Annotated in this window: 17 protein-coding genes; 9 read left to right on the forward strand and 8 right to left on the reverse strand. The window is 47.1% G+C overall.

Annotated elements, in window-relative coordinates:
• Positions 1-246, reverse strand: a 246-nt coding sequence (locus tag CW267_RS09570) for a transposase (RefSeq protein WP_165787427.1), incomplete at its 3' end; no start/stop codon positions are given.
• A 1,239-nt stretch (positions 247-1,485) separates the two neighbouring features.
• Here CW267_RS09570 and CW267_RS09575 point away from each other — a divergent pair.
• The 6 genes from CW267_RS09575 to CW267_RS09600 all read left to right on the forward strand — a co-directional run bounded on the left by CW267_RS09575 (position 1,486) and on the right by CW267_RS09600 (position 5,757).
• Positions 1,486-2,091, forward strand: a complete 606-nt coding sequence (locus CW267_RS09575) for a hypothetical protein (RefSeq protein WP_071359872.1) — start codon at positions 1,486-1,488, stop codon at positions 2,089-2,091.
• Positions 2,092-2,345: 254 nt separating this feature from the next.
• Entirely contained in the window at positions 2,346-3,077 is a 732-nt protein-coding gene (locus tag CW267_RS09580) for a plasmid SOS inhibition protein A (protein ID WP_101148620.1), read from the forward strand.
• A 235-nt stretch (positions 3,078-3,312) separates the two neighbouring features.
• Positions 3,313-4,071: a hypothetical protein gene (locus tag CW267_RS09585; protein ID WP_100781676.1), complete on the forward strand. Its 759-nt coding sequence runs from the start codon at positions 3,313-3,315 to the stop codon at positions 4,069-4,071.
• A 67-nt stretch (positions 4,072-4,138) separates the two neighbouring features.
• Positions 4,139-4,528: a hypothetical protein gene (locus CW267_RS09590; protein WP_100751510.1), complete on the forward strand. Its 390-nt coding sequence runs from the start codon at positions 4,139-4,141 to the stop codon at positions 4,526-4,528.
• 42 nt (positions 4,529-4,570) lie between these two features.
• Positions 4,571-4,885: a hypothetical protein gene (locus tag CW267_RS09595; RefSeq protein ID WP_100781674.1), complete on the forward strand. Its 315-nt coding sequence runs from the start codon at positions 4,571-4,573 to the stop codon at positions 4,883-4,885.
• Between the two features lie 224 nt (positions 4,886-5,109).
• Complete coding sequence (locus CW267_RS09600; RefSeq protein WP_001100942.1) at positions 5,110-5,757, forward strand: HAD family hydrolase; 648 nt, start codon at positions 5,110-5,112, stop codon at positions 5,755-5,757.
• Between the two features lie 320 nt (positions 5,758-6,077).
• On the opposite strand, the gene CW267_RS09605 is transcribed toward CW267_RS09600, so the two are convergent.
• From CW267_RS09605 to CW267_RS09635, 7 genes are all read right to left on the reverse strand, one after another.
• The gene (locus CW267_RS09605; protein ID WP_100781673.1) at positions 6,078-7,334 is read right to left on the reverse strand and encodes a VWA domain-containing protein; all 1,257 of its coding nucleotides are present in this window, start codon (positions 7,332-7,334) and stop codon (positions 6,078-6,080) included.
• A gap of 84 nt (positions 7,335-7,418) precedes the next feature.
• A complete protein-coding gene (terE, locus tag CW267_RS09610; RefSeq protein ID WP_000301240.1) occupies positions 7,419-7,994 on the reverse strand; it encodes a tellurium resistance cAMP binding protein TerE in 576 nt (191 codons plus the stop codon).
• An 86-nt stretch (positions 7,995-8,080) separates the two neighbouring features.
• Entirely contained in the window at positions 8,081-8,659 is a 579-nt protein-coding gene (gene terD, locus CW267_RS09615; protein WP_004026609.1) for a tellurium resistance membrane protein TerD, read from the reverse strand.
• 38 nt (positions 8,660-8,697) lie between these two features.
• A complete protein-coding gene (gene terC / locus CW267_RS09620) occupies positions 8,698-9,738 on the reverse strand; it encodes a tellurium resistance membrane protein TerC (RefSeq protein WP_012540178.1) in 1,041 nt (346 codons plus the stop codon).
• 23 nt (positions 9,739-9,761) lie between these two features.
• Positions 9,762-10,217, reverse strand: coding sequence for a tellurium resistance membrane protein TerB (terB, locus tag CW267_RS09625; protein ID WP_004026604.1), 456 nt, complete (start codon positions 10,215-10,217; stop codon positions 9,762-9,764).
• A 22-nt stretch (positions 10,218-10,239) separates the two neighbouring features.
• The gene (terA, locus tag CW267_RS09630) at positions 10,240-11,391 is read right to left on the reverse strand and encodes a tellurium resistance system protein TerA (protein ID WP_080901833.1); all 1,152 of its coding nucleotides are present in this window, start codon (positions 11,389-11,391) and stop codon (positions 10,240-10,242) included.
• Entirely contained in the window at positions 11,388-11,972 is a 585-nt protein-coding gene (locus CW267_RS09635; RefSeq protein WP_012540223.1) for a TerD family protein, read from the reverse strand. The genes terA and CW267_RS09635 overlap by 4 nt, the downstream gene beginning before the upstream one ends.
• Before the next feature lie 310 nt (positions 11,973-12,282).
• Here CW267_RS09635 and CW267_RS09640 point away from each other — a divergent pair, with 310 nt between their 5' ends.
• The 3 genes from CW267_RS09640 to CW267_RS09650 are packed head-to-tail and all read left to right on the forward strand — an operon-like array spanning position 12,283 to position 15,261.
• Positions 12,283-13,341 (forward strand): ATP-grasp domain-containing protein, encoded by a 1,059-nt coding sequence (locus tag CW267_RS09640; protein WP_012540167.1) that lies wholly within the window; start codon positions 12,283-12,285, stop codon positions 13,339-13,341.
• 11 nt (positions 13,342-13,352) lie between these two features.
• Positions 13,353-14,495, forward strand: a complete 1,143-nt coding sequence (locus CW267_RS09645) for a phosphoribosyltransferase domain-containing protein (protein WP_100781672.1) — start codon at positions 13,353-13,355, stop codon at positions 14,493-14,495.
• Positions 14,488-15,261: a hypothetical protein gene (locus CW267_RS09650; protein ID WP_012540113.1), complete on the forward strand. Its 774-nt coding sequence runs from the start codon at positions 14,488-14,490 to the stop codon at positions 15,259-15,261. Before CW267_RS09645 ends, CW267_RS09650 begins: the two co-directional genes overlap by 8 nt.
• The last annotated feature ends 1 nt before the right edge of the window (position 15,262 follow it).

Below are 15,262 nucleotides of genomic sequence, written 5' to 3' on the forward strand. Positions count from 1 at the left end.
CTCTTTAATTTGCTTCATCGCAGATGCCAGCTCCGACGCGGGTACAACCTGTTCACCAGCGGCAACCGCGGTGAGACTGCCTTCCTGATACTGCTTACGCCACAGGAACAGCTGACTGGCAGCAACGCCATGCTGACGGGCGACCAGAGACACGGTCATTCCGGGCTCAAAGCTCTGCTGAACAATGGCGATTTTTTCCTGAACGCTGCGCCGTCTGCGCTTCTCTGGACCTAGAACATCAATCATCCGGACTCCAACGACTAGTCTAAAAACTAGTATTAAGACTATCACTAATTTAAGTGATACCAGCTGTCTGGAGATTCATGGGGCCAGTCTAGTTTGTTTGAAAAATGTATTTTATAAATCATATCATGGTTAATTTTAAACAAATCTACTTTATTCCTGCATGGATAGGCCTGCACATCTTGCCCACATGACTATAAAACAAAAGTACCATTATGCGTACTATGGAAAACAGGGCCCGATATCATGGACGATTCCACTCCCCTGCTCGTTCCCCCCACCAAAATATAAAAGTAGCTTTTGCGGCGTAAAGTGCTTCAGCCCTGATGTTCTTCATCCTGGGATTTTAATACTGATCCATTAACCGGACAGAAATCAGCCGCATATTTTTTTAACTTCCCCGCACGCTACGTGAAATCTGACGTACTCACCCCTCCGATTTTCTTCAGATTTCGCGTAGCGCAACCTGAGCGAAAACCACTCGAAAAGTAACTTTTAGACTAATTTAGAAGCCGGTTACCTCCATTTTGGGTATTAACATCATATTAACACATGGAATAATCGTTATTATTCGAACTGTAACTAGGATGTTGCATACCTCTTGAAGCGATGGAAATATGAGCATAATTCTCATTATTCCTGAATCCATACATTTTTATTGTTTTTATAGCGACATATTGAAACCTTGTTTTATTTAATAAGCATAAATTTTATAATCAATTGCTGTTATTTTATCGCTATTGACATTTACTATTGTGACTATATCTAATGATATTAGATCACTTACATCTAAAAGTGACAGTGTCACGGATTGTGCACCTAGAGAGACCCTTTTCGTGAAAAAAGTAGTTCACTCCCATAACGAAACGTGGGCTTCTTTTTTGCAGATCGTATGTGGATGTCTTCAGGTAGCAGGAAGGAAAGTGATGCAGGCATGAAAGGATGACAAACCGGCAAAGGGGCTGCTACTGCTCCATATTCAACAAACCACCCCTGGTTAGTTGAATCCTTTGCCGGTTTTCCTGACAATACCAGACAGGTAAACTTTTTCCATCAGATTTTCTCGTCAACATGTTGCATTCATAGTTTTTCCATAATTGGATGCTTTTGCAGGACAACTACGGTTTTTATCCTTTCGTGCCCGGTAAAAAAAATAGTTAAATAGCGATTTCACCCTTTTAAAGGAAAAATTGTCCTCAGGCTCACAGTACTATAAAAGTATCAATAATCAGGAGCCTTACTATGACTATCATGAAAGTTCATTATTCACCAACTGACGGGATCCCTTTGAACTCCCTTTATCTGAAGGAAACTTCAACCACTGAGCGTTCAGGTTCAATGCTGGGTGGCGGCATATCGGGAGACTCTGTTATTCTGGGAGGCGGAGGTTATGCCGGTTCAGAAATTCAGAAAACGACGCGCTCTACTGTCTTTGCACCACCTGATGAAGTTACTGCTGAGCCTGACAACTCAAAAATGTTAACCCGGATCTCGTTCGTAATTGGTGGGATGATTGTACTTGTATTTATTACTTTAATAACAAATGGCATTGTTGATAGCTTTGCCGTAAATTTATCTCAAACTACCGCCTCGTTACTGGAAAATGCCCCCTTCTTTATTATCGCACTATCTGTATTTTGTTCTTTATTTGTAATAGGATTGACAGAACATGATTACACTCCTGTATTAGAAGAGCACAAACGAAATGAAGAGCGTTTGTCTGTATACCACAGACTACGGTATGTTGAAGCTGATAATGTTGTTTTTGACCCTAAATCGATGAACGGATGTTACGCAGAGAGAAAGTTCATTACTATACTTGTTGAAAGCTGTATCTCTAAGAAATAACCTTGTTTCCTTTCACTAAGCCTTTCATGAAAGGCTTAGTAACTTTTAATCCTCCCTTCGCTCACCGTTTCTATATGTTTACGGATTTTGAAAGTACTGGAAAGTTACTTTCTCATGGTTGAAGTCGAATCCAAAAATATTAACTGTTTTTGACAATAATTAAATATGACGATTAACACAATTGTGACTGGCGAGAAAAATAATTACTGATAATATGTCTTTATGTGCTGCCTATTCTCTAAGGATGGTAATTTATGACATTATCCTCGCTTGTCCCGATTAACCCTTTCCAGCGATGTGCAATGGCTTCTATTGCTTCTGTAGAGAATCGCAGATCTTTGGGACGGAAAACAGGAGAGCTGGCCTACGTCAAAGCCTTTTTTAAAGAGCTTACAGGTAAATCTCAAATTACCTCGAATGACTTGAGAAAAGTCGATGCGAGTTACGATCCATTTGTTCGTGGAGAAGCAACAAAATTTGAGTACCTTCGTGCTATCGATATTCTGATTGAATCTCGTGGAGAGCGCTTTATTCTACCCCTTTCAAGGTCTCTGGCAGTCTCCATGTTTCCAGGGTTACAGAACCGGGATTTACAGCGACGCGAACACCGTGACCGGATTCATGATCAAAGGGTGGAGCGCCTGACAATCAAAGAGTCTAACTTGTTGAATTATAAAATGGAACTTAACGTCTCAAAATCCAGACTTTACCTGTCTTTCTGTCTTCCTGGTCAACATAAACTCTGGTTAGAGGAGTGGCGAAACGATATCCATGGACAAGGACTTACAACGACTGATATTTACCTGCTGATTAACGACTGGTGGTCATCATTCTGGATCACTTCATACAGAAAGGACTATATCTGGTGTTACACACTGGCTGATTTGCTGGACGAGATTGATTATGTTCTTAGCACTATTACAATTATGGAGTTTAACGTCTGTTTTTCGGCACTACCATTATCTCTTATATATAAAGCTGGATAGAATACAAAGCTTCAATCAGAAAGGGTTTAATTTTGTAAGCCCATTATTTCTTGCTTCTTTTCATAGCCTTTTTTGTGCCACAATGGGTGTGAATATTATCATCCAGAATTTATGAACCTGACTTTGATTATTATTGCTTCCGGTGAAAATACCCCCTTGATGGGCTGACTTTGTTTAGTATGATGGTCTTACTCCCAATCGACCGTACTCATCAATAACAGATATGAGGTTTATCATGGCTGACTATTATTCAGAATGCGCTTGTCTTATTGAAGCAAATCCTACTCAAACTGCTATATTACTTGAAGCAATGAATGAATTGTTTGAACCTGACGATAATTTTATTCAAAAACTCATTTCATGTGATAACACAAACGACCTTTCAGAAATGGAGATTATTGTACGTCACTGTGTGCTAAACCACCCAGGCAGAACTGTTGCTAATATTCCTGAAGACCTGGACTGGCATTTTGACGGGGATAAATGCCCTGAAGGTTTTCTTATTAACAGTGATCTCGGAGATTTCAATTCTGAACATGCTGCGCTGTTTGCTCAGGCGGCACTTATTGCATTTGACAGAAATGAATTGATAGAGTTCAAAATTGCTTTTACATGCAGTAACTCAAAAAGACCTGACGGGTTTGGAGGCGCTGCTTGTGTCGTGAGCAAGGATTTTATCCGATGGACAGGTCTACACAATTTTCTTGAGGCTGAACGAACAGCTTTCGCCGAGAAGATGAAATACTTCTTTTGTGAATTTACAGAGGTCGTCGGTGAATTTGAATATCCAGTATCGTTTATATTGCGTTGCCCGGACAGCGTTAATGCAGCGCATAGATATGATGAGATACAGCTTAACTATCGCGATGGTGGGGAAATAGATGCCGAAGGAGGAACACAATTTAGTTCTGGCTCTGCCATTAAAAAATCCAGTATGAAACCAATCACTCCGGATGAGTTCCGGGTGATGAAATCGTACCTGAACGTCATGTGATTTTCCTTTGGCTAGGGCATGATCCCGCAGCTCTCCTGCCCTGATACGTCTATTTTTGTGAGGCATTATGACAAAGCAAATATTACCCAATGAACTGGCTGAAATCGTCACCGGTCTTCTTATTAAACCTGAACTGCTGGGTGAGCTTGACTCCCGTGAGGCGCACCAGGCCTTCATGCTGGATATTGGACGGGTTATTGCTGATCACTGTGGTGGACTGGTCAACGGTATTACGGATGGTGACGTCGCAAAACCCTATCTTTCAGACATTGAGTGTACCCCCATTCTCCACATCGAACCTGATGACCGCCTGCCTTCGACTGAACGTAACGTATGGTCAAATTATCATGTTGAAGCTTGGGCAGACGAGGGACACGAAACTATCCTCGACAAGGCGATCCGAGAGTCTGACAGAGCTGCCTTACAAACTCTCCTTATTGTGGCCGCACAAAAATAATCTGTCGGTGCTCCTGTTATTAAACGAATGACGGACTGGCGTATGCCTGAAGGTGAACAGGTTTGTCATGAAGCCGATAGCAGAATCTATACGGCCACCTACCATCTTGATAACCAGACCTCAATCGAGGTGGCGGACGATACAAGTCAGCTTTGCTTAGGTGTATTACTGGAAATCAATCATGGCGTTCCTGCACTACATCTGAATGTGTCGGGTGAGGATACGCTTCTCCACGTACATGCTGCACAAGGTGGACTTGTCCTGACACTAGACAGTTCCGGGGTACGGTTTCAGCGTGCTGAATGTGACAGGTATGCTTACAGAGATCAGAACTCATTACTTGTGAAGGAACAGTAATATGCAGCCCTCCGTCGATCCAGAGTATGGGGTTACCGCATCAGATTTTACTGAGCAAACAATCACGAAAAGTTACTTTTCTCAGGAGGTGCCTGGACCCCTGCCCTTCATTTTGAGGCGAGCAGGATGTCAGCACCTTACGTGCGGTTACTGTTATTCGCGTCCTGGTGGTATAGTGCAGCGGCTGGCAGAAGTAACCTACTATCCAACGGAATAAGATCACGATGAACGTCATTCAGCCCCGCATGCTCTCTGTATTTGATTTTGACGGTACGTTAACGCGGCATGATAGCTTTATCCCTTTTCTGCGGTTTGCCTTTGGCAATCGGGCGTTTTCGCGACGTATCGTCAGCATGGCTCTACCCACGTTACGCTGTATGGGTAAGCAGATGACACGTGATGAGCTAAAAGAAACGCTCATTACAACTTTTCTTACTGGTGTTGAGGAAAAGTGGGTGTCTTCTAAAGCAGAGGAATTCTGTCAGCTCTACTGGCATCGCCTCATGCGCCCGGCAGGTTTGATTGCTGTGGCGAATGAAGTCACTTCCGGCGCGATCGTCACCTTATGTTCTGCGTCGCCGGAAATAGTACTCAGACCCTTTGCCGAAAAACTTAGGATCAAACTGATTGGTACACAATTAGAGACAAAAGACGGCATTTTGACCGGCAGAATCAGTGGTCATAATTGCAGGTGCTCACAGAAAATTATCCGGCTTGAAAAAGAATATGGACCTCTGACTGACTATCATCTTCGGGCATGGGGTGATACGCGGGGAGATTATGAACTCCTTTCCGCAGCGACTGAGCCTCACTGGCGTCACTTCCATCAAGGTTTCCGTCGTAAGCTTCCGTCGAAGCTAATCATCAGATAAAAATTGCCCTTTATCGTTCTGCAATTTCCTCTTTACATAAATGCAACATATATTCTACATTTAACCACTGTAACTGGTCAAAAAAAGAGTGCATCCTGGTAAATCGGTAGCTCGGACTATTAGGTATGCTTCAACCTGTTACCATTGGAATACCTACTTTCAGCCCGCTTTTCCGAGCGGGTTTTTTTCATCCCTGCCGATGTGTTCCTGGGTATAAATTACTGGGTGAAGTTGGGTTTCAGCGATCACATCTGCGTATAGCCCTGTTTAGCTCTGCGTACTTTGAAAAGGTGTCGTCATGGCAGCAGGCCTATCGCCCCTTACCGGGGCGATGAGTCAGATAATGCCTTCCTTTTTGCCAGTCCAAGCCAGTCTTTGAACTCTTCGAGAAGTTTTTCATACAACTCTTCGTCCTTTATGTGGGCAAAATTATCGATAGCAAAAAAGTTGCTGTTGTCTACGCGACGGTCGCTAAAGGTGTCCAGCCTCTCCAGAATGCCATAATTTGATCCGCCCAGTCCCACGAACTTCCAGAAGACAGGATAGTTGGCTGAGCGGCGGATGGCCTCTTTAATTTCTCGTGTTTTGCTGATCCCGCCATCTGTAATGCACACAACAAAAACGGGTAAGGTGCTGTCCTTGAAATAATCGATAACCTCATTCATGACTGGCGGCTCATTGTTCGTCCCGCCAAGGCCGGGAAGGATTTCCCAGGCAGATCGTTTACCCGTGTTTTGAATTGCAGCAATGTATCCGTCAAGATTGTCCAGTGTGACGTCAGGGTATTTCTTGTGACGCTCAGCAAAGCCCCATACATCCATCGTGCCGTCATCGTCGAACTGGACAGACAGGACAGCTATACGGTCAAGAACGGCCTGTACATGCCCTTTTTTAAACTGGCCGGTCATAGAGCCTGAGGCATCGAGAACAAAAGCGACTCGTGCTTCAACGGTATCCAGTTTGTGTTTTGCCAGCGAAATACTGGCTTTCTTAGCCAGGCTGATAAGCGCAGGCGCTTTACCTTCGAGTTTCTTTTCAAGGCTGATCCGGGCTGGTTGCGGTACAACTTCTGCTGCAGGTTCCACGTCCACACCATAGCTGACTGCCAGTGGCTCAAGCCCGCCATTAAATCCCTGCCCAAGCGCCCTGAGCTTCCAGTTGCCCTGGTATCGGTAAACTTCCGCCATAATTACAGCCTTTTCTGTGCGGCCATTGAGATCGACAAAAAAGGTGGCCTGACTTTCAGCAGAAAGTTTCAGTTGCGCGAGGCCGCTTATTGTATCACTGCCATCTATCACCATAGTGATTGCAATCTTCTGAATCGTATCCGGGATCTGGTCAAGCGCAAAATGAACGACTGCGTGCTGGTGACCGGGGTTGAGTTTCACACTGCCACCGGCAGCACTAAGATTGTTGTAAAAGATAAAATCGGCATCGCCTGTCACTTTTCCCTCAGCATTCAGCATAAACAGGCAAGTCTCAGGGGTACTGTGAAATCCTGGGCTGGGGGGATAATCAAGCCGGAGAGTCAGTGTAGCTGTGTGAAGCGGAATGTTCTGCCCTGATTGTAATTGCATTTAGGCTCCTTGTTGCCGGGTAAAGGGATCACTCAGCGGGTAGAAAAAACCCCGGACAGGCCGGGGTTTGGTTTTACTGGTTTATCAGATGTTGATGCCGTGCTGGGTTGCCAGCGCAGCCAGGCCACCAGCAAAGCCCTGTCCTACAGCCTTAAACTTCCATTCCGCGCCATGGCGATACAGTTCACCGAAAATCATTGCGGTTTCAGTAGAGGCATCTTCTGACAGGTCAAAGCGTGCAATCTCGGCGCCATTATCGTTGTTCACCACACGCATAAAGCTGTTACTGACCATGCCGAAATTTTGCTTACGGCTGTCTGCTTCATGAATGGTGACTGCGAATACGAGTTTCTTAACGTCTGCGGCCACTTTTGTCAGATCAATTTTGACCTGCTCATCGTCACCGTCGCCTTCACCGGTACGGTTGTCACCCTGATGCTGTACTGCGCCATCCGGGCTGGTGGTGTTGTTATAAAATACGAAATGCGAATCGGACAGCACTTTACCGTTTTCGCCAACAAGGAATACTGATGCATCCAGATCAAATGCCTGACCATCAGTAACGCGTGCATCCCAGCCCAGGCCAACCAGAGCAACATTCATGCTCGGGGCTTCTTTAGTCAGAGAAACATTACCGCCTTTAACGAGAGAAACAGCCATTTTTTGCTCCTGCTAATCGTAGATATCGGGTCGTGGATATCGGGGGCATCACCCCCGAATGATTTGGGTAAGAAAGTTACTTTTTATCAGGACGCGTTGATGCCGTACTGAGCGCACACGGAAGCCAGTCCACCAGCATAACCCTGGCCAACCGCACGGAATTTCCATTCTCCGTTGTGACGATACAGCTCCCCAAACAGCATGGCAGTTTCAGTAGAAGCGTCTTCTGTCAGATCGTAGCGAGCAACTTCAGTCTGATTGTCATCATTCACCAGACGGATAAATGCGCCGGAAACCTGACCGAAGCTCTGGCGACGAGCCTGAGCATCATGGATAGTGACAACGAAAATAATTTTGTCGACATCCCCAGGTACCGCGTCCAGTTTGATTTTGAGGGATTCATCGTCGCCATCACCTTCACCGGTACGGTTATCACCGGTATGAGTAACGGAACCATCAGCAGATTTCAGGTTGTTATAGAAAATGAAATCTGCATCGCCACGAACCTTGCCATTGGCTGCCAGCAGAAATGCGGAAGCATCGAGGTCAAAGTCCTGACCGTCCGTAGAACGTGCATCCCAGCCAAGGCCAACCAGGACGTTTTTCATGCTTGGCGCGGTTTTGCTCAGGGAAACGTTGCCGCCTTTAGATAGTGAAACGCTCATCTATTTATCCTCTTTCGTTAATCATTAATCAGCTGAGATCAGCTTTCTTTATTTTCAGCTTCCGGCTTTTCCGGAAAGATGACACTGGCCAGAATACCAAGAGCCAGTACACCCAGTACGACATACAGGCTGGTGGTCGCAGACAGGCTGTAACCATGGTGCCAGATGTGATCGGTAGCGTTCAGACCCAGCTTAAACGCAATGAAGAACAGCAGGACGATAACAGCTTTCTCCAGCTGGGACAGATACTGTTTCAGGGCTTCCAGTACGAAATACAGAGTACGCAGGCCCAGTATTGCGAACATCATGGCGCTATACACAATCAGTGGTTCACGACTGACTGCAATAATTGCCGGGACAGAGTCGAAGGCAAACATAACGTCAGAGAGTTCCACTACAGCCACACATAACATCAATGGGGTGGCGTATAGCGCAGCCTTTTTCAGTCGCCCTACAGATACGTCTTTGTTTTCTGGTTTAGCCAGTTCGGCATCCACTTCCTTTTGGGTCAGCAGGAATGCATGTCCGGACAGTTTCGGCCAAATCGGGAAGAAACGTTTAACCAGACGATAAGCAAGGTGCTGAGAATAATCCTCAATTTCGTCATCATCCCCACCGCCTTTGAGCATCATGACCGCAGTCCAGGCAACAACAACGGCAAAGATCAGCTCGACATAAGGGCCAAGGCTAAGCAGACCGGTACCGATCGCAACGAAAATCCCCCGGAATACGATAGCGCCAATGATCCCCCAGTACAGAACCCGGTGACGGTAACGGTCCGGAACTGAGAACCATGAGAAAATCGCCATCATGACAAACAGGTTATCAACTGACAGCACCTTCTCAAGGGCATAACCCGTGACAAACAGGCTGGCAACCTCGGCACCGTGATGCACATACAGGAAACCGGCAAATGCCATCGCGACAACAACCCAGAAAACGGACCATAAGGCTGCGCTTTTGAGGGAAATTGGCTTGTCATGTCGGTGCATGAACAGGTCAATAAAGATGGCACCGACCGACAGAGCAACAAAGACTGTCACTGTTTCAGCCGGAAAACCGATGTGAGTGGAAACCATATCGTACCTTTATCCGTTATTTATCAGAGGCCAAATTCAGCCGGGTCGAAACCCAGCGAACGGGCAATTTCACGGACAGCACTCTTCTCATCATCATCGAAGTTGCCATCACTTTTAGCAACAGCAATACCGACACGAAGAGCCAGTTGAGCTGCCTCTGGCTGGTCTTTCAGGGCGAGGATATATTTCATCGTTTCGCCTTTTCCGATTTCCAGATCAAAGTCGAAACTGGTCACCAGCTTGTTAAAAAACTCAATAACTTCAGCTGTATCGAAGACTTTCAGTTCTTCTGAGGATCGCAGAAATCCAATCATCTTCTGTTTTTCTTCGGAGCTAACGCCGTCACTGGCAACAGCGATACGGGCGCATACCGCGACGGTACCCTGCATAAATTTCTTGTTTTTGTAACGGCCTACCTGGCGGGTCAATTCCTCACGACCCGAGGTCAAAGCCCCTTTTACTTTGTCGAAAAAACTCATTCTTATACCCTCATCATTGCGTTTATTTGGAACCTCTGGACCAGCGAAACCCCCAGCCAAAAGCGCGGTCCATTTCCTCCTGGCCTCTGAAGTACTGGTTAATACGTTCCACACGAATGGAACCGTTCTCGTTGACCAGACGGGCAATCGCACACAGCGTGCGTTTGTTATCACCTTCAGTCAGACGCGATTCAATCGGTGGTTGCTCAGGAACATGTAATGTCACCACGCCATCAGTTTTGTCCCAGCTGGGCACGCCCTGATAGATAAAGGCATAAATCAGTACCTGGCGGATTTCTTTCCATTCGCGGCCATTAATGTGAAGCCATTCCCCATCCAGAGCCTCGCCGGTACGATCATCACCCTGAAGTTGAACATAAGGCTCAGAGTGATAGTTACCAAAAGCATTACCGAGTGCCTGAATAACTGACTTATAGCCATCTGCGAGTTCAACGAATGCGCCAAGATCCAGGTCAATCGCTTTGTTCGAACTAAACATACCGCCCAGCAAGCCTCCTGAACCCGAGCCACGATGCCAGTTCAGGTTGATGCGGATTTCACCAAAATTGTCTTTTTTGGCAAGGCTGATGGCAGGCTTCTCTTTGGTCAGAGAAACTTTACTCAGGCTAACTTTAGGCGGAGCCGGAGGCGCTGGTGGCGGAGTGACTGGGACTGGCTCATCCGCGACGTTGACGCCATAGTACTCAGCGAGAGGTTTCAGGCCGCCATTGAAGCCCTGGGCGATAAAACGAAATTTCCAGTCACCATTCCTGCGATAGACTTCACCGAGGATCAGAGCGGCTTCCTGACGGCCACTCAGTTCTACCTGACCACTGATCAGCGAGGTATTGCCACTTTCAATTTGTATGGACAGATGATTCAGGGAGGAAACTGTATGACTGCCGTCACAGGTAACGGTGAACGCGACTTTCTGCACGTCGGGCTTGAGGCGGGACAGATCAACGGTGAAAACGCTATTGGTCCCTTCAGTACTGAAGCTAATGGAACCATCTTCATTACGGGGTTGCCCGTAAAAGACCATATCGCTGTCACCCCGAACTTTCCCGTCAGCGAATAATCGAAATGCCGAGGCATCAACAGGACCACCAGAAATGACTCTAACGCGCAGTTCCTGAGCAGGTACGGGGGCATTGCCCCCCGGTGTCAGATTCATGCTTTTACCACCGTACTGATGATATCGCGCTGCATATCGTCGATTGTGCGGCCACCGCTTGCTTTACCGTGGGCGGTAAAGTCCCAGTGGCCGTTGTTGCGCCTCAGTGAAGCGATAATGATGCCGGTATGTGGGCCTTGTTCTGTCAGCTGATAGCGGGCAAGTTCCTTATTGGTCTGATCCACGACGCGGCAGAAGGCGTTATCCACGTCGTTGAAGGACTGTCCACGGAAGCTGTTCACAGTAAAAGCGAGGTATTCGACATTTGCCGGCAATTTTAAGAGGTTGACGTGAATGATTTCATCATCGCCATCCCCCTCACCTGTCAAGTTATCGCCGGAGTGGACGACAGAACCACAGCTGGATTTCAGTTTACGGAACCAGATGGTGTCAATTTTATTACCTGCCACATCCAGAAGAACGCAACCTGCATCCAGATCTATGGAATCATTGCCACCAAAAAAGCTGCCAAATAATCCTTTTTTCTTTATAGGATCCCAACCTAAGCCGAACTGAAGCTGGCTGAGAGCGGTGGATTGTTTGCTGAGTGATACCGTCTGGTTTTTACTTAAAGAAACCATATTCATTCCTTAAAGGTATTGACTGAGGTTTTTTAAAATTCATATTCAGTGAAGCAACATCAAAATCATATCATGACAAAGTTCACTCGCAAGATAAAAACTGGTAGGTTTTCATAATTTACGTTTCATTACATTGTCGCTACTGATTTTATTCTCATGCATACTGTTGATATATATCATTTTTATTTTATTTTTAAGAAATCTAAAAACACACAGTGTTTATCATATTATGATTGACACGGTGCGTGGGTGTTCTTAGACTCAAGTATCATAAAACGACCATCCTCTCATCAGGCGACAATTATAAAACATGACTAAGAAAATTTGGTTTATGGAAGGACTATCTTCCCAGCGAGACATTGTTCTTGGGGTAAAATCATTTGCGGAAAAGGAAAATCAGAATATTGTTGTTTTTTCGTCTCATCGCAATGAAAGAAATGAGATCTTGTCAGTCTCCGATTTTTCAATGCTCGAACCAAAAAGTGAAGAAGAACGCCTTTCATTTATCCATTCAATTACGAGTGCTCATGGTATTAATGCGATACATACCGGTCGTAACTGTAAATGGTTTGAAAGCCACCGGGAAAACATTCAACGTTCTGGTATCCACCTGACTACTGGGTCAACGGGTACCCACTGGCTCGAATTAGCCGACGAAAAAGTTACTTTTTCCGAGTTTATGGAAAAAAATGGACTTCCGGTTGTCCCGTCGGTTCGGGTAAAAAATGTTGACGAGCTTCGCGCGCTACTGAGTGATCCCCCTTTCCCTTCTGATTGCCTCTGTATTAAACCTGTCACAGGCATTTATGGCATGGGATTCTGGCGTTTTGATGACAATGTCTCTCCTGTAGCTTTTCTCAACAACCCTGATAACCGTGTTATCCACCCATCACAGTATCTGGCTGCGCATGCCCGGATGGACTGCTTTACTCCACAAGTACTGATGCCCTATTTACCCGGGCCAGAATACTCCGTGGATATGGTGGTAAGTCAAGGGACGGTCCTGGCCGCTATCGGGCGGCGTAAGGTAGGTGTGCTTCAGTATCTGGAGAATGAAGGGGAAGCGATTGAACTTGCCATCGACTGCGCCCGCCTAATGAACGCAGATGGCATGGTCAATGTACAGACACGCCATAATGCCGAAGGAAAACCGCTATTGCTGGAAATTAACATGCGGCCTTCAGGAGGTATCGGTTATACGCGGCACAGTGGCGTGAATCTGCCGGGTCTCTATGCCTTCCATACACTTGGACTGATGGATGATGAACAGGTCCGGCAGTCAGCCAAAACTGATTTTTCACCTGCAGTCGTCCGCTCTGTCACCGATGTTATTCCCTATCCGGCATCATTGACCAACAGAATCGATTAATGGAGACAGATATGTCAGCAATTGATGGGAATTTCGTTTATCAAAAGACATTATCCTGTGGGCGAATTGAGGTAAGCAGCGAGGTAACCGATTATCCTCTTACTGATCTGTTTGATATCGCCGAACGGCGTAATCCAAAACGCGCATTTCTGTTTGTCAGTAAAGTGCTGGGTCGACATATTCCTGTCTCTCCTCAGGTCATGCGCAATGTTTATACACAGCTGGCGGAGAAGTTTCCCGGGACTCTGGATGGGCCGGTGGTATTTATCGGGATGGCTGAGACGGCTGTCGGCCTAGGGGCGGGAGTTTTTGATGAGGTGCGTAAGCATCAACCTGACTGTGTCTATCTGACATCAACACGGCATCCGGTTGATGCTGAACTGCTGTGCGATTTTAAAGAAGAGCACAGCCATGCCACAGACCACCTGATCTACTATCCAGTTTGTGCCGGGATGCGGCAAACCGTAGCGGAGGCTCAAACATTAGTGCTCGTGGATGATGAAGCCACGACGGGTAAAACGTTCCTCAATCTTCTCGCCGCATTACGTGCATCCGGTGCACTCCGGAAGGTACGACGGGTTATTGCTGTCACGCTGACTGACTGGAGCGGAGAAGCCCTCTATCAGAACTGCCCCCTGCCCCTGCATACAGTATCGCTCATCTCAGGCAACTGGCGCTGGACTCCAGAACCAGATGCCCCGCTGCCTGTCATGCCCCAGGTAAATGTGACCTCCAGAGGGAACATCCCGATCACCGGCAAACAATCCTGGGGGCGACTCGGGATGCAGATACCGGCGAGTGACCTGGGTCTTCAGGTTCAGGTTTCGCCCGGTGAAAGCATTCTGGTGCTGGGCACCGGTGAATTTGTCTGGGAGCCGTTCCTGCTGGCTGAGCGACTTGAGGCGGCTGGTGCTCAGGTCGTGTTCAGTTCGACGACCCGCTCACCGATTTCCACTGGTTATGCTATCCAGTCCGCCATTGCTTTCAGCGATAACTACGGACTGGGTATTCCGAATTATGTCTATAACGTTGCTCATCAGCAGTTTGACCGGATCCTGATTTGTTGCGAAACGCCAGTTGCCAGCGTCGACCCCCGGCTGCTTGAGGCGCTTTCCGCTGTCGCTCCCACCTTAGAGGTGATTACCTATGAATAAGCCCGTCGTATTCAGCGACCTAGATGACACCCTGTTCCAGACCCGCCGAAAAATGGTTGATGAACTTGCCCTTGAACCGTTCCGGACCGGCGCACTGGATCGCAGCCTCACGCCTCGCAGCTTTATGACCGAAGAGCAGGCCATGCTGGTGGACTGGTTGCTGGAGCATGCGGACCTCATTCCGGTGACAGCCAGAGGTACGGAAGAAATCAGTCGGGTGCAGATCCCCTTCCGCTCCTGGGCCGTGACCACTCATGGCGCGGTGATCCTTCGTCCAGATGGTACGCCAGACGACGACTGGAAAGCCCATATGCTGGAGTCCCTGTCCTCCTACGCCGACCGCTTAACGTCAATGCAACATATCATCACCGAGCTCATGGACGCGCGAGGCATTAATGCCTGGGCACGCCTCAACTACGAATATGAGGGTACGCCGGTGTATCTGGTCATGAAGCACCGCGACAGCACGAAGCTTGATGAACTGAACGCTGTCGGGGATGAGATCGAGCGCGTCTTTTCGACCGAAGGGTTTTACATCCACCGTAACAGCAACAACATTGCCTGGTTACCCTGCCCGGTAGAAAAAGGCCTGGCCGTTTCATGGTTGCTGGAGAAACTGCGTCAGGAGCGCGGGGTTTTCCCGGTGATGGGGCTGGGTGACAGCCTGAGCGACCATCGATTCATGAAACTCTGCAGCTGGTTTGGTCTTCCACGCCAGAGTCAGTTTGCCGAGGCCATTTCACAGCGTATTTTTGGAGAGCAATAAG

The organism is Klebsiella sp. X1-16S-Nf21 (genome assembly GCF_002837615.1).
Classification (GTDB): domain Bacteria; phylum Pseudomonadota; class Gammaproteobacteria; order Enterobacterales; family Enterobacteriaceae; genus Klebsiella; species Klebsiella variicola.

What these genes read in the sequence shown, in the direction of transcription:
- CW267_RS09580 (WP_101148620.1), top strand. Translation starts at nt 2,346, where the DNA reads ATGACATTATCCTCGCTTGTCCCGATTAACCCTTTCCAGCGATGTGCA.
- CW267_RS09590 (WP_100751510.1), top strand. Translation starts at nt 4,139, where the DNA reads ATGACAAAGCAAATATTACCCAATGAACTGGCTGAAATCGTCACCGGT.
- CW267_RS09650 (WP_012540113.1), top strand. Translation starts at nt 14,488, where the DNA reads ATGAATAAGCCCGTCGTATTCAGCGACCTAGATGACACCCTGTTCCAG.
- CW267_RS09600 (WP_001100942.1), top strand. Translation starts at nt 5,110, where the DNA reads ATGAACGTCATTCAGCCCCGCATGCTCTCTGTATTTGATTTTGACGGT.
- CW267_RS09585 (WP_100781676.1), top strand. Translation starts at nt 3,313, where the DNA reads ATGGCTGACTATTATTCAGAATGCGCTTGTCTTATTGAAGCAAATCCT.
- terD (WP_004026609.1), bottom strand. Translation starts at nt 8,659, where the DNA reads ATGAGCGTTTCACTATCTAAAGGCGGCAACGTTTCCCTGAGCAAAACC.
- terC (WP_012540178.1), bottom strand. Translation starts at nt 9,738, where the DNA reads ATGGTTTCCACTCACATCGGTTTTCCGGCTGAAACAGTGACAGTCTTT.
- CW267_RS09605 (WP_100781673.1), bottom strand. Translation starts at nt 7,334, where the DNA reads ATGCAATTACAATCAGGGCAGAACATTCCGCTTCACACAGCTACACTG.
- terE (WP_000301240.1), bottom strand. Translation starts at nt 7,994, where the DNA reads ATGGCTGTTTCTCTCGTTAAAGGCGGTAATGTTTCTCTGACTAAAGAA.
- terB (WP_004026604.1), bottom strand. Translation starts at nt 10,217, where the DNA reads ATGAGTTTTTTCGACAAAGTAAAAGGGGCTTTGACCTCGGGTCGTGAG.
- CW267_RS09635 (WP_012540223.1), bottom strand. Translation starts at nt 11,972, where the DNA reads ATGGTTTCTTTAAGTAAAAACCAGACGGTATCACTCAGCAAACAATCC.
- terA (WP_080901833.1), bottom strand. Translation starts at nt 11,391, where the DNA reads ATGAATCTGACACCGGGGGGCAATGCCCCCGTACCTGCTCAGGAACTG.
- CW267_RS09595 (WP_100781674.1), top strand. Translation starts at nt 4,571, where the DNA reads ATGCCTGAAGGTGAACAGGTTTGTCATGAAGCCGATAGCAGAATCTAT.
- CW267_RS09640 (WP_012540167.1), top strand. Translation starts at nt 12,283, where the DNA reads ATGACTAAGAAAATTTGGTTTATGGAAGGACTATCTTCCCAGCGAGAC.
- CW267_RS09575 (WP_071359872.1), top strand. Translation starts at nt 1,486, where the DNA reads ATGACTATCATGAAAGTTCATTATTCACCAACTGACGGGATCCCTTTG.
- CW267_RS09645 (WP_100781672.1), top strand. Translation starts at nt 13,353, where the DNA reads ATGTCAGCAATTGATGGGAATTTCGTTTATCAAAAGACATTATCCTGT.